This is a genomic window from Micromonospora sp. MP36, from assembly GCF_008119785.1.
Taxonomy (GTDB): domain Bacteria; phylum Actinomycetota; class Actinomycetes; order Mycobacteriales; family Micromonosporaceae; genus Micromonospora.
In genome coordinates, this window is sequence record NZ_VSFA01000075.1 from 21,966 (window position 1) to 35,161 (window position 13,196).

12 protein-coding genes, 1 tRNA gene and 1 pseudogene are annotated in these 13,196 nt (G+C 71.6%); 12 read left to right on the forward strand and 2 right to left on the reverse strand.

Annotation, left to right across the window (positions count from 1 at the left end; translation table 11 throughout):
- The first annotated feature begins 87 nt into the window (after window positions 1-87).
- Together FXF52_RS30760 and FXF52_RS30765 are read left to right on the forward strand one after the other, a co-directional pair.
- Window positions 88-1,845: a CTP synthase gene (locus tag FXF52_RS30760; RefSeq protein ID WP_148802050.1), complete on the forward strand. Its 1,758-nt coding sequence runs from the start codon at window positions 88-90 to the stop codon at window positions 1,843-1,845.
- Window positions 1,846-1,882: 37 nt separating this feature from the next.
- Entirely contained in the window at window positions 1,883-2,488 is a 606-nt protein-coding gene (locus FXF52_RS30765; RefSeq protein WP_148802052.1) for an NUDIX domain-containing protein, read from the forward strand.
- A gap of 66 nt (window positions 2,489-2,554) precedes the next feature.
- On the opposite strand, the gene FXF52_RS30770 is transcribed toward FXF52_RS30765, so the two are convergent.
- Window positions 2,555-2,812 carry a TM2 domain-containing protein gene (locus FXF52_RS30770; protein WP_187413819.1) on the reverse strand — a complete coding sequence of 86 codons (258 nt, stop codon included), beginning with the start codon at window positions 2,810-2,812 and terminating at the stop codon, window positions 2,555-2,557.
- 291 nt (window positions 2,813-3,103) lie between these two features.
- Between FXF52_RS30770 and ald the strand changes: the two genes are divergently transcribed.
- The 10 genes from ald to FXF52_RS30820 all read left to right on the forward strand — a co-directional run bounded on the left by ald (window position 3,104) and on the right by FXF52_RS30820 (window position 12,065).
- Window positions 3,104-4,219, forward strand: coding sequence for an alanine dehydrogenase (gene ald, locus FXF52_RS30775; RefSeq protein WP_148802056.1), 1,116 nt, complete (start codon window positions 3,104-3,106; stop codon window positions 4,217-4,219).
- Window positions 4,220-4,242: 23 nt separating this feature from the next.
- Entirely contained in the window at window positions 4,243-5,217 is a 975-nt protein-coding gene (locus FXF52_RS30780; protein ID WP_148802058.1) for a site-specific tyrosine recombinase XerD, read from the forward strand.
- Window positions 5,218-5,407: 190 nt separating this feature from the next.
- The gene (locus FXF52_RS30785; protein WP_148802060.1) at window positions 5,408-6,331 is read left to right on the forward strand and encodes a ParA family protein; all 924 of its coding nucleotides are present in this window, start codon (window positions 5,408-5,410) and stop codon (window positions 6,329-6,331) included.
- A gap of 41 nt (window positions 6,332-6,372) precedes the next feature.
- On the forward strand, window positions 6,373-7,329 hold the full coding sequence (locus tag FXF52_RS30790; protein ID WP_255472510.1) for a ScpA family protein: 957 nt from the start codon (window positions 6,373-6,375) through the stop codon (window positions 7,327-7,329).
- A 4-nt stretch (window positions 7,330-7,333) separates the two neighbouring features.
- Window positions 7,334-8,245 (forward strand): SMC-Scp complex subunit ScpB, encoded by a 912-nt coding sequence (gene scpB, locus FXF52_RS30795; RefSeq protein ID WP_148802063.1) that lies wholly within the window; start codon window positions 7,334-7,336, stop codon window positions 8,243-8,245.
- Entirely contained in the window at window positions 8,232-9,002 is a 771-nt protein-coding gene (locus tag FXF52_RS30800; RefSeq protein ID WP_148802065.1) for a pseudouridine synthase, read from the forward strand. Before scpB ends, FXF52_RS30800 begins: the two co-directional genes overlap by 14 nt.
- Before the next feature lie 240 nt (window positions 9,003-9,242).
- Window positions 9,243-9,923 carry a (d)CMP kinase gene (gene cmk / locus FXF52_RS30805; protein WP_148802067.1) on the forward strand — a complete coding sequence of 227 codons (681 nt, stop codon included), beginning with the start codon at window positions 9,243-9,245 and terminating at the stop codon, window positions 9,921-9,923.
- Window positions 9,924-9,931: 8 nt separating this feature from the next.
- Window positions 9,932-11,326 (forward strand): ribosome biogenesis GTPase Der, encoded by a 1,395-nt coding sequence (gene der, locus FXF52_RS30810; RefSeq protein WP_187413820.1) that lies wholly within the window; start codon window positions 9,932-9,934, stop codon window positions 11,324-11,326.
- 158 nt (window positions 11,327-11,484) lie between these two features.
- A tRNA-Pro gene (locus FXF52_RS30815) sits at window positions 11,485-11,558 on the forward strand.
- Window positions 11,559-11,669: 111 nt separating this feature from the next.
- On the forward strand, window positions 11,670-12,065 hold the full coding sequence (locus FXF52_RS30820; RefSeq protein WP_148802071.1) for a VOC family protein: 396 nt from the start codon (window positions 11,670-11,672) through the stop codon (window positions 12,063-12,065).
- A 59-nt stretch (window positions 12,066-12,124) separates the two neighbouring features.
- Here the strand turns inward: FXF52_RS30820 and FXF52_RS30825 are convergent.
- Window positions 12,125-12,853 (reverse strand): annotated as a pseudogene (locus FXF52_RS30825) (site-specific integrase); the annotation flags it as partial.
- Window positions 12,854-13,196: the final 343 nt, after the last annotated feature.

Consider the following 13,196-nt stretch of genomic DNA (forward strand, 5'->3'; position numbering starts at 1 on the left):
TACCGTGGAATCCCGTGGATCGCGTGATCACTTCGGTGATCGGCACGGCGGTTCGCACGACCGCTACGGACGACACGGGAGCAGGCCTTGGCCCCTTCAGCACGGACGACCAGGCACATTTTCGTCACCGGGGGCGTCGCCTCCTCGCTGGGTAAGGGCCTCACCGCCTCCAGCCTCGGCAACCTGCTGACCGCGCGCGGGCTGCGCGTGGTGATGCAGAAGCTCGACCCGTACCTCAACGTCGACCCGGGGACGATGAACCCGTTCCAGCACGGCGAGGTCTTCGTCACCGAGGACGGCGCCGAGACCGACCTCGACGTCGGCCACTACGAGCGGTTCCTCGACCGGGACCTGTCGGGCAAGGCGAACGTCACCACCGGGCAGATCTACTCGGCGGTGATCGCCAAGGAGCGGCGCGGCGAGTACCTCGGCGACACGGTCCAGGTGATTCCGCACATCACCAACGAGATCAAGTCGCGGATCCTCGGCATGGGCGAGCCGGACGCCGACGGCCAGGTGCCCGACATCGTGATCACCGAGGTCGGCGGCACGGTCGGCGACATCGAGTCGCTGCCGTTCCTCGAGGCGATCCGGCAGGTCCGCCACGACCTGGGCCGGGACAACTGCTTCTACCTGCACGTCTCGCTGGTGCCCTACCTGGCGCCGTCCGGCGAGCTGAAGACCAAGCCGACCCAGCACTCGGTGGCGCAGCTGCGCAGCATCGGCATCCAGCCGGACGCCCTGGTGCTGCGCTGCGACCGGGACATCCCGGACAAGGTCAAGGAGAAGCTCTCCCTCTACTGCGACGTGGACCGGGAGGCCGTCACCGCCGCCCCGGACGCGCCCAGCATCTACGACATCCCCAAGGTGCTGCACCGCGAGGGCCTCGACGCGTACGTGGTGCGCCGGCTCGGCGTCTCGTTCCGCGACGTCGACTGGTCCCGCTGGGACGACCTGCTGGAGCGGGTGCACCAGCCGCGCCACACGGTGACCGTGGCGCTGGTCGGCAAGTACGTCGACCTGCCCGACGCGTACCTGTCGGTGAGCGAGGCGATCCGGGCGGCCGGGTTCGGCCACCGGGCCCGGGTGCAGCTGCGCTGGGTGCCCAGCGACGACTGCGTCACCCCGGCCGGCGCGGCGGCCGCGCTGGCCGGCGTGGACGGGATCGTCATCCCGGGCGGGTTCGGCGTCCGCGGCATCGAAGGCAAGATCGGCACCGCCCGGTACGCCCGGGAGAACGGCATCCCACTGCTCGGCCTCTGCCTCGGCCTGCAGTGCATGACCATCGAGGTGGCCCGCCACCTGGCCGGCCTCGACGGGGCGAACTCGCTGGAGTTCGACGAGGAGGCCCGGCACCCGGTCATCGCCACGATGGCCGACCAGGAGGACATCGTCGCCGGCAAGGGCGACCTGGGCGGCACCATGCGGCTCGGGGCGTACCCGGCGAAGCTGGCCGAGGGCTCGCTGGTCGCCGAGGCGTACGGCAGCACCGAGGTCAGCGAGCGGCACCGGCACCGGTACGAGGTGAACAACGCCTACCGCGACCAGCTCACCAAGGCCGGCCTGCAGATCTCGGGCACCTCGCCGGACGGCCGGCTGGTCGAGTTCATCGAGCTGGACCGGAAGCTGCACCCGTTCTTCGTGGCCACCCAGGCGCATCCGGAGCTGAAGAGCCGGCCGACCCGGCCACACCCGCTGTTCGCCGGGTTCGTCAAGGCCGCCGTCGCGTACTCCCAGGCCGACCAGCTCCCGGTCGACCTGGAGACCGCCCCGCCGGAGGCCGCGGCCGCGAAGGCGAGCCGCAACGGCGCCGCCGCCGCGGCGAAGGCGGCGTCCGCGTCGTGAGCGAGCGAACCGTTCGGCTCAGCAGCGAGGCAGCGGCGTGAGCGGCGTCGAGCACCGGTACGAGGTGACCGCGCACCGGGAGATCTGGTCCGGCCGGATCTTCCAGGTGGTCAGCGACGACGTCACTATGCCCGGCGGCGGCACCGCGACTCGCGACTACGTCACCCACGTCGGCGCGGTGGCCGTGGTGGCACTGGACGACGTCGACCAGGTGGTGCTGATCCGGCAGTACCGGCACCCGGTCGGCCGGCACCTGTGGGAGCTGCCGGCCGGGCTGACGGACGTCAGCGGCGAGGACCTGGCCGCCGCGGCGGCCCGGGAGTTGGCCGAGGAGGCCGACCTGACCGCCGGCACCATCGACGTCCTGGTCGACCTGCACACCTCGCCCGGCTTCTCCAACGAGGCGGTCCGGGTCTTCCTGGCCCGCGACCTCGCCGACGTGCCCGCCGAGCAGCGGCACGACCGGCGCGACGAGGAGGCCGACCTGCAGGTGCTCCGGGTCGGTCTCGACGAGGCGGTGCGGATGGTGCTGGCCGGCGAGATCACCAACGCGGCCGCCGTGGCGGGGCTGCTCGCCGCCGCCCGGGCCCGGGAGACAGGCTTCACCGAGCTGCGCCGGCCGGGGGCGCCGCCGCCCCGCTGAGCCGGACCGGACAGACCAAGGGGCCGCGCGGTGACACCGCGCGGCCCCTTTTCGCTGTATCGCCGCTCAGTCGCGCAGCGGGCGTCCCTGACCGTCGACACCGCCGTTGATCAGGATCAGGATGCCGTCGATGAAGCCCCAGATGCCGCCGGCACCACAGGTCACGAGGCTCACCACGAGCTGGAGCACACCAATCTTGGTGTCGCCCATGTAGAAGCGGCCGGCACCGAGCCAGCCGAGCAGGATGCCGAGGATGCCCGCGACGACCTTGCTCTTGTCGGAGACGCCCTGCGGCGGGTACTGCTGGTAAGGAGGAGTGGTCATGAGCGGACACCATAGTGATCCACTGCCGTCCTGTCCGCATCCGTACCCGAACGGTGGGACGATGTTTATCCAATAGTGTCCTGACGGCCGAGGCGGACTCCACCGCCCAGTCCGGTTCATGCCTGACACATCGTCAGGACCACCGGGCACCGGATGTCACTGTGCTGCCCTCCGCGGAGTTCGTACGGGCCTAGACTGCCGCCGGCGGGACCGGTGGACCGCGTCGGCAATGGGGCTGCCGCGGCACCGCGCATTCGGGGGTGAGCAGCCCCGAAGGAAGGTGTCTGCATCGTGAAGGTCGGAATCCCCCGCGAGGTCAAGAACCACGAGTACCGGGTGGCGATCACGCCCGCGGGCATCAACGAGTTCACCCGCCACGGCCACGAGGTGTTCGTCGAGTCCGGCGCGGGCGTCGGTTCCAGCATCACCGACGACGAGTTCACCGCCGCAGGCGCGAAGATCCTGCCCACCGCCGACGAGGTCTGGGACGCCGCCGAGCTGGTGCTCAAGGTCAAGGAGCCGATCGCCGAGGAGTACCACCGGATGCGCGAGGGGCAGGTGCTCTTCACCTACCTGCACCTGGCCGCGTCCCGGGAGTGCACCGACGCGCTGCTCGACCGCAAAATCACCGGCATCGCGTACGAGACCGTCGAGCTGCCCGACCGCTCGCTGCCGCTGCTCGCCCCGATGTCCGAGGTGGCCGGCCGGCTCGCCCCGCAGGTCGGCGCCTTCTACATGATGCGCACCAGCGGCGGCCGGGGCGTGCTGCCCGGCGGCGTCTCCGGCGTGTACGCCGCCAAGACCGTGGTCATCGGCGCCGGCGTCTCCGGCATGAACGCCGCCGCCATCGCGCTCGGCATGCAGTCCGAGGTGCTGCTGCTGGACAAGAACGTGGCCCGGCTGCGCCAGGCCGACGCCATCTACCGCGGCCACCTGCAGACCGTCGCCTCCAACGCGTACGAGATCGAGCGGGCCGTGCTCGACGCGGACCTGGTGATCGGCGCGGTGCTGGTGCCCGGCGCGAAGGCGCCGAAGCTCATCTCCAACGAGCTGGTCTCCCGGATGAAGCCGGGCAGCGTGCTCGTCGACATCGCCATCGACCAGGGCGGCTGCTTCGAGGACTCGCGTCCCACCACGCACGCCGACCCGGTCTACAAGGTGCACGAGTCGATCTTCTACTGCGTAGCGAACATGCCCGGGGCGGTGCCGAACACCAGCACCCACGCGCTGACCAACGTCACCCTGCCGTACGCGCTGGAGCTGGCCAACCGCGGCTGGCGGGAGGCGCTGCGCGCCGACCCGGCGCTGGCCCTGGGCCTGAACACGCACGCCGGCCAGGTGGTCTACGGCCCGGTCGCCGAGGCGCACGGCATGGACGTCCTGCCGCTGGCCGAGGTGATCGGCTGAGGGGTGACAAGCTGACCAGCACTGTGGACGGGGCCGGCGCGGAACCCGCGCCGGCCCTGCATCGTGCCGTCCGGGGCTACCTGGACCACCTCACCGTCGAGCGGGGACTGTCCGCGAACACCCTCGCGTCGTACCGCCGTGACCTGGCGCGCTACCTCGCCACCCTGGCCGCCGCTGGGGTGACCGACCTGGCCGCCGTCGGGGCCGCCGAGGTCGAGGGACACCTGGCCCGGCTGCGGGCCGGCGACGACGAGCACCCGCCGCTGGCCGTGTCCTCGGCCGCCCGCGCCGCCAGCGCCGTCCGCGGCCTGCACCGCTTCGCGCTGCGCGAGGGCCTGGCCGGCGCCGACCCCAGCCGCGACGTCCGCCCACCCACCCCGCCGCGCCGGCTGCCCCGCGCCCTGCCGGTCGAGGACGTGGTCCGGCTGCTGGAGACCGCCGGCCCGGTCACCGCCACCAGCGACGCGGCGCCCCGCGCACTGCGCGACCGGGCGCTGCTGGAGTTCCTGTACGGCACCGGGGCGCGCATCTCCGAGGCGGTCGGCGCCGCGGTGGACGACCTGGACCCAGACGCGGGCACGGTGCTGCTGCGCGGCAAGGGCGGGCGGACCCGCCTGGTCCCGATCGGCGGGTACGCCGTCGAGGCGCTGCGCGCCTGGCTTGTCCGTGGCCGTCCGGCGCTGCTCGCGGCCGGGCGGGGCACGCCGGCGGTCTTCGTCAACGCCCGGGGCGGGCCGCTGACCCGGCAGGGCGCCTGGACCGTCCTGCGCCGCGCGGCCGAGCGGGCCGGCCTGCCGGTGGACGGTCCGGACGCCGTCTCCCCGCACACCCTGCGCCACTCCTACGCCACCCACCTGCTCGACGGCGGCGCCGACGTCCGCGTGGTGCAGGAACTGCTCGGCCACGCCTCGGTGACCACCACCCAGGTGTACACGTTGGTCACAGTGGAGCGGCTGCGTGAGGTGTACGCGACGGCCCACCCGCGGGCACGCGGCTGACCTGTTCGGACCGCCTGGCCACCTCGGGCCGGCCGACACGCCGACCCGGTACCGAACGCGCTGCTGGCGGGTGGCGTACAGTCGGCATCGGCGCGGACCTCATGGGGCGACACCGGGGTGCGCAGCGGCGCCGCGAGGGACGTCGGACGGCTCCGACACCGGGTGGTCGTCGGGAGGGGGCAACGAGGACATGGCTGGCAACGAGGACCGTGCCGAGACCTGGACGTCGGAGCTCCGCGAGCAGCAGGCGACGCTCGGCTCAGACCTCGGCCCCGCCGACCCGGCCGCGTACACCATGCGCAAGCCGATCCCGGAGCCGATGCCCACCGACCGGCACGGCCCCGCGCGGATCATCGCGATGGCCAACCAGAAGGGTGGCGTCGGCAAGACCACCACCACCATCAACCTGGGCGCCGCGCTGGCCGAGTACGGCCGCAAGGTGCTGCTGGTCGACTTCGATCCGCAGGGCGCCCTCTCCGTCGGCCTCGGCGTCAACCCGCACAACCTCGACCTGTCGGTCTACAACCTGCTCATGCAGGACGACGTCACCGCCGACGACGTGCTGATCAAGACCGACGTGGCCGGGCTGCACCTGCTCCCGGCCAACATCGACCTCTCCGCCGCGGAGATCCAGCTGGTCAACGAGGTCGCCCGGGAGATGGCCCTGGCCCGGGTGCTCAAGACGATCCGCAAGGAGTACGACTTCATCCTGATCGACTGCCAGCCCTCACTGGGCCTGCTGGCGATCAACGCGCTGACCGTGGCGCACGGCGTGCTCATCCCGCTGGAGTGCGAGTTCTTCAGCCTGCGCGGGGTCGCCCTGCTGCTGGACACCATCGACAAGGTGCGCGAGCGGCTCAACTTCGACCTGGAGCTCGAAGGCATCCTCGCCACCATGTACGACAGCCGCACCACTCACTGCCGGCAGGTGCTGCAGCGGGTGGTAGAGGCGTTCGGCGACAAGGTCTACCAGACCGTGATCACCAAGACCGTGAAGTTCCCCGAGTCGACCGTGGCCGGCGCCCCGATCACCACCCTCGACCCGGCCTCCTCCGGCGCCCGCAACTACCGCCAGCTGGCCCGTGAGGTGATCGCCGCCGAGTCGGAGCGGTAGGCCGAACGCCGGGTGTCCGGACCGTGGACTACGGTTTTCCGGTGACCGCACCGCCCCTCGACCCGCCCGCGCCCCGCGACGCCGGCGACTCCGTGGCCGCCGCCGAGCTGGCCGCCGAGGTCGACGGCGTGGTGCCCGCCGACCCGGCCACCGTCGAGGAGGCCAGCGGCTTCACCGTCCGGCTGGACAACTTCACCGGCCCGTTCGACCTGCTGCTCCAGCTCATCAGCAAGCACAAGCTCGACGTCACCGAGGTGGCCCTACACAAGGTCACCGACGAGTTCATCGCGTACATCCGGGCCATGGGCGACCAGTGGGACCTGGACGAGACCAGCGAGTTCCTGCTGATCGCCGCCACCCTGCTGGACCTGAAGGCGGCCCGGCTGCTGCCCGCCGCCGAGGTGGAGGACGAGGAGGACCTCGCCCTGCTGGAGGCGCGGGACCTGCTCTTCGCCCGGCTGCTGCAGTACAAGGCGTACAAGGAGGCGGCGGCGCACCTGGCCGAGTTGGAGGCGGTGGGTGGCCGCCGCTATCCCCGCGCGGTCACCCTCGAACCCCGGTACGCCGAGGCGCTGCCCGACCTGGTGCTCGGCATCGGCCCGGAGCGGCTGCTCAAGCTGGCGCTCAAGGCGATGACCCCGAAGCCGGTGCCCGAGGTGTCGATCGCGCACGTGCACATGGTCCGGGTCAGCGTCCGGGAGCACGCCGAGATCATCTCCGAGCGGCTGCGCCGGGCCGGCACGGCCACCTTCTCGCTGCTCTGCGCCGACTGCGAGATCACCCTGGAGGTGGTGGCCCGGTTCCTCGCCCTGCTGGAGCTCTACCGGCAGGGACTGGTCGCCTTCGTCCAGGAGCAGGCGCTGGAGGAGTTGACCGTCCGCTGGACCGGCTCGGCCGACGGCGACACCGAGCTGACCATCGACGAGTACGCCGGCTCCCCGGAGCCGGCCCCGGCGGCGCCCGCACCCGCCGACGACCCGGCAACGACGCAGGAGTGACCCCATGAGCGAGCGCCAGAGCGACGAGGAACGCCGGGACTCCCTGGCCGACCAGGCCGCCGCCTGGATCCCCCCGTGGGAGCGCCCCGTCCCCCCGCAGCCCCCCGCCGAGCAGCCGGAGCCCGAGACTGCAGCAGATCTTGGCCGGGAAGGGCCCCTGGAGGAGCCGACTACTGCCAAGATCTTCACGGCAGCCGTGGCGGAGCCGGATGCCGGGCCGGATCTTGGTGCGAAGGCGGCCGTGGCGGTGCCGGACCGTACCGAGATCGCAGCGGAGACCGGGACGGCGGGGGAGGCTGCGGGCGTACCCCCGAAGCAGGCGGCGGGACGGCGGCGGGTGACGGCCGCGCCGGAGCCCGCGCCGGAACTCAGCGACGCCGAGCTGCGCGGCGCGCTGGAGGCGATCCTGCTGGTGGTGGACCAGCCGGTCAGCGAGCTGACCCTGGCCCAGGTGCTGGAGCAGTCCCCGGAACGGATCGGCCCGATGCTCGACGACATCGCCGCCGGCTACACCGCCGCCGGGCACGGCTTCGAGCTGCGCCGAGCCGCCGGTGGCTGGCGGCTCTACACCCGCCCGGAATACGCCACCTACGTCGAGCGGTTCGTACTGGACGGGCAGTCGGTGCGGCTCACCCAGGCCGCGCTGGAAACCCTGGCGGTGGTCGCCTACAAGCAGCCGGTGACCCGGTCACGGATCTCCGCCATCCGGGGCGTCAACTGTGACGGGGTGATCCGTACCCTGGTCTCCCGCGGCCTGGTCGAGGAGTGCGGCACCGAACCGGACAGCGGGGCCTTCCTCTACCGGACCACCACCATGTTCCTGGAGAAGCTGGGGTTGAACTCGGTGGACGACCTGCCGCCGCTGGCCCCCTTCCTCCCCGACGACGTAGAAGAGCTTGCCGATGCGACGCGATGACCGTGCCCCCCAGCCCGACGCCCCCGTGTACGAGAGTGCCGAGCGCCTGCAGAAGGTGCTCGCCGCCGCCGGGGTGGGTTCGCGGCGCGCCTGCGAGGACCTGATCTTCCGGCGCCGGGTCACCGTCAACGGCCGGGTCGCGCAACTCGGCGACAAGGCGGACCCGGCGCGCGACGTCATCCACGTCGACGGCGAGCGGCTCCAGGCCGACACCCGCCTCGTCTACCTGGCCATGAACAAACCCCGCGGGGTGGTTTCCACCATGGCGGACGAAAAGGGACGCGCGGCGCTGTCGGACTTCCTCGGCAACCGGGTGGAGCAGCGGGTCTACCACGTCGGGCGGCTCGACGCGGACAGCGAGGGCCTGCTGCTGCTCACCAACGACGGCACCCTCGCCCACCGGCTCATGCACCCGTCGTACGGGGTGCAGAAGACGTACCTCTGCGAGGTGACCGGGCCGATCCCGCGCAACCTGGGCAAGCGGCTGGCCGCCGGGGTCGAGCTGGAGGACGGCCCGGTCAAGGTCGACTCGTTCAAGGTGGTGGACACCCTGGGCAAGACCGCCCAGGTGGAGGTGACCCTGCACGAAGGGCGCAAGCACATCGTCCGGCGCCTGCTGGCCGAGGTCGGGCACCCGGTGAGCCGGCTGGTGCGGACCTCGATCGGGCCGATCCGGCTGGGTGACCTGCGCGCCGGGCGCACCCGCCGGCTGACCAACGCCGAGGTGGCCGCCCTGTTCAAGGCGGTAGGTGACTGACCCGGACGTTTCGGGTACCGCTGGCGGTAGGCTTCGTCGCGGCCCGGCGACGGCTCCGGTCGTGGCGCGGCGCCAGGCGCGCCGAGCTGGAGTTGCCGCAGGGGCGTCGTGGCGCGGATCGCGCTTGGCGGCGTCGTACGCGGGCCGTTCCGCGACGGCGGGCATCATTGATGATGGACAACCGCTCAACGGCGCCGGAGGAACCGGTGACCCGCGAGGTACGGGCTGAGGAGGAGCACGGTGGGGCAGAACGAACGGACCGGACGGTGCGTGGTCGCGGTGGACGGGCCATCCGGTTCGGGTAAGTCCACCGTCTCGCGGCGGCTCGCCGTCGCCCTCGGCGCCCGCTATCTCGACACCGGCGCCATGTACCGGGCGATCACCTGGGCGGTGCTGCGTTCCGGCGTCGAACTGACCGACGCCGAGTCGGTGGCCAAGGTCGCCGGCGAGGTCGACCTGCGCATCGGCACCGACCCCCAGGGGTACGGCGTGACCGCCGACGGCGTGCACGTGGAGAAGGAGATCCGGGGCCCGGAGGTGACCGCCGCGGTCTCCGCGGTGGCCGCCGTGCCGGCCGTCCGCGAGCAGCTCGTCGCCCGGCAGCGGGAGATGATCACCAACTCCGACCGGATCGTGGTCGAGGGCCGCGACATCGGCTCGGTGGTCGCCCCGGACGCCGACCTGAAGGTCTACCTGACCGCGTCCGAGGCGGCCCGCGCCCAGCGGCGCAGCGCCGAGGACGCCGCCGACGTCGCGGCGACCGCCGCCGACCTGGCCCGCCGCGACCGGCTCGACTCGACCCGCAAGGTCAACCCGCTGCAGCAGGCCCCCGACGCGGTCGTGCTGGACACCACCGAACTGGGCATCGACCAGGTCGTCGCCCGGCTGCGGGAGCTGCTCACCGAGCGGGGTGTGGCGTGACCGAGGACATGGGCGGCTGGGTCGAGCTGCGCGAGCCCGAACTCGACGGCGCGGAGCCGACCGGCCCGCAGCCCGTGGTGGCCGTGGTCGGCCGGCCCAACGTGGGCAAGTCGACGCTGGTCAACCGGATCATCGGCCGCCGGCAGGCGGTCGTCGAGGACATTCCCGGCGTGACCCGGGACCGGGTCCCGTACGACGCGCAGTGGAACGGCCGGGCGTTCACCGTGGTGGACACCGGCGGCTGGGAACCCGACGCGAAGGACCGGGCCGCCGCGATCGCCGCGCAGGCCGAAGCCGCCGTCGCCACGGCCGACGTGGTGCTCTTCGTGGTCGACGCGACGGTCGGGTCGACCGACGTGGACGAGGCCGCGGTGAAGATGCTGCGCCGCAGCGCCAAGCCGGTGATCCTGGTAGGAAACAAGGCCGACAACAGCGCCATCGAGATGGAGGCGACCGCGCTGTGGTCGCTCGGCCTAGGTGAGCCGTACCCGGTCTCCGCGCTGCACGGCCGGGGCTCCGGCGACCTGCTCGACGCGATCATGGACGCGCTGCCCGAGGCCCCGAAGGTGGTGGAACACCGCCCCCGCGGCCCGCGCCGGGTCGCCCTGGTCGGCCGCCCCAACGTCGGCAAGTCCAGCCTGCTCAACCGCTTCTCCGGGGAGGAGCGGGCGGTGGTCGACTCGGTCGCCGGCACCACCGTCGACCCGGTCGACAGCCTGGTGGAGATCGGCGGGGAGACGTGGCAGCTGGTGGACACCGCCGGCCTGCGCAAGCGGGTCGGCAAGGCCAGCGGCACCGAGTACTACGCGAGCCTGCGCACCGCCTCCGCGATCGAGGCGGCCGAGGTGGCGGTGGTGCTGCTCGACGCCAGCGAGGTGATCAGCGAGCAGGACCAGCGGATCCTGTCCATGGTCGTGGAGGCCGGCCGGGCCCTGGTCATCGCGTTCAACAAGTGGGACCTGGTCGACGCCGACCGCCGGTACTACCTGGACAAGGAGATCGACCGGGAGCTGCGCCGCATCCCCTGGGCGATCCGGCTCAACCTGTCCGCGAAGAGCGGCCGGGCGGTCGACAAGCTCGCCCCCGCGCTGCGCAGGGCCCTCGCCAGCTGGGAGACCCGCATCCCCACCGCGCAGCTCAACCAGTGGCTCACCGCCCTGGTCCAGGCCACCCCGCACCCGGTGCGCGGCGGCCGGGCCCCGCGCATCCTGTTCGCCACCCAGGCCGGGGTGGCCCCGCCGCGCTTCGTGCTCTTCACCACCGGTCCGCTGGACGCCGGCTACCAGCGCTTCGTCGAGCGCAAGCTCCGCGAGGAGTTCGGCTACGAGGGCACCCCAATCGAGATCTCGGTACGCCCACGCAAGAAGGTCGGACCGGGCGGGCGCGGCAAGGCCCACGGCTGAGCCTCCCGCCGCTCGCGTGACCCCACCCCGCCACTCTTTCCTAGGGACGCTCTAGGGGAGTGGCGCCGGGCGCGCGACGCGGGAGGGGCCTGTGCGCAACCGTGAAGATCCTGCGCTAAGCTGTACCGGCTGCCGCGGGCACGACCGCGCGGGAGCATCGGGACGTGGCGCAGTTTGGTAGCGCACTTGACTGGGGGTCAAGGGGTCGTCGGTTCAAATCCGGCCGTCCCGACGCAGCTCAGGGGCCATTCGGAATCTTCCGGATGGCCCCTTTCGATCTTGTACAGCAACAACGGCTCATTGGCCGATTCTCCGAACCCCGTCCGCACGATCTGGGAGAGCCATGACAAGTCGGTTCACCGAGTTGGTCGTTGATTGCCGCGACCCGGAGGTGCTCGCGGCCTTCTGGTGCGAGGTAATGGACTTCAGGGTGATCGACCGGAGCGAGGGCAAGGTCGAGATCGGCTCCTGGGTGCCGACCGTTGAAGATGTTCGGGCCCGCCAGATGCCGCCCACCCTGCTGTTCGTCCAGGTGCCCGAGGGCAAGGCCGTGAAGAACCGACTCCACCTCGACGTCAGCCCAATCGACGGCAGCACTGAGGACGAGGTGACCAGATTGCTCGGCCTCGGTGCCACCAAGACGGATGTGGGTCAAGGCTCAGATCGAAACTGGGTGGTCATGGCAGACCCCGAGGGCAACGAGTTCTGCGTCCTACGCACCCTGGCACCGCAGAACTAGACCGTGGGTGGTCACCCCCACCCCGTCAACACCGCAACCATCACGTTGCCGACAAGACCTCATTGGCCGAGGCTTTCGCCGAGCTTCCGCAGGGCTTCTCGGGTGGCCTTGGACGAGACCTGGCTGTAGATCTCCATCGTGATCAAGAAGTCCGCGTGTCTGAGGATCGCCATCGCGACCCTGGGATGCACGTCCAGGTCGACCAGCAGTGAACCGCAGGTGCGCCGGGCGTCGTGGACGGTGATCTTAGGAACGCCAGCGCGGGCGATGCGGCTGTCGTAGGAGCGGTTGCAGTTCCGCGGCTCGACCGGCAGTCCGTAGCGGGTCGTGAAGATCATGCCGGTGTCGTGCCACGCCTCGCCGGCCTTCTCTCGGGCCACCTCCTGTTGGCGGTGGCGGCGCCGCAACGCGGTGACGCAGATGGCCGGCAGCGGTAGGGGAGCGTCGGACTCCTCGGTCTTGGTGGCTCGGTGCAGGAGCCGGCCGCGTACCCGCTGGAGCTGCTTGTCGATGACGAGGCTGATGTCGTGGCCATCTCGGCAGTGTTCGCAGAATTCCTCGCCGTGTGGGTTGCAGGGCTTGTCCCAGCCGCTCCACTCGACGTGGTCCCAGGTGAGGCCGAGGACTTCACCTTTGCGTAGGCCGAGCACGAGGACCAGGACGTAGGCGGCGTAAAGATAATCGTCGCCGTCTCGGGACGACTCCAGGAAGGCACGGGCTTCCTCGCATCGTGGCTCAGCTCGCCACCGAGCGGCAGGCATAGCATCAGGCGCGGCGACCGGAGTGGCACCAGGCCTGGCGACGCCGTGAGCTGACACCTGCGGAGTACTCGGTCGCAGTTCGTTGACCGTCACGACGACTGGGACGGCGACAACCGGAGCGAGCGCCCCGACCGGACGATCCGGAGCAGAGTGGAGCCTGCGAAGAAGAGCGGTTGCGCCGCTGCCGCCATGATCGGCTTGGTCTCACTTGTGGCAGCGCCGAGATCCTCAGCCCGACCAGCCTGCGACTGATGCAAGCGGTCCGGGACGACACCGTCGACGCGTTCGTCGCCGCCCACCCGAGATGGGTGGCCGACTCCGAGCCGGCGGTGCCCGCCCAGTAGGCGCCTGCTCCGCCGGCCGTCACGGA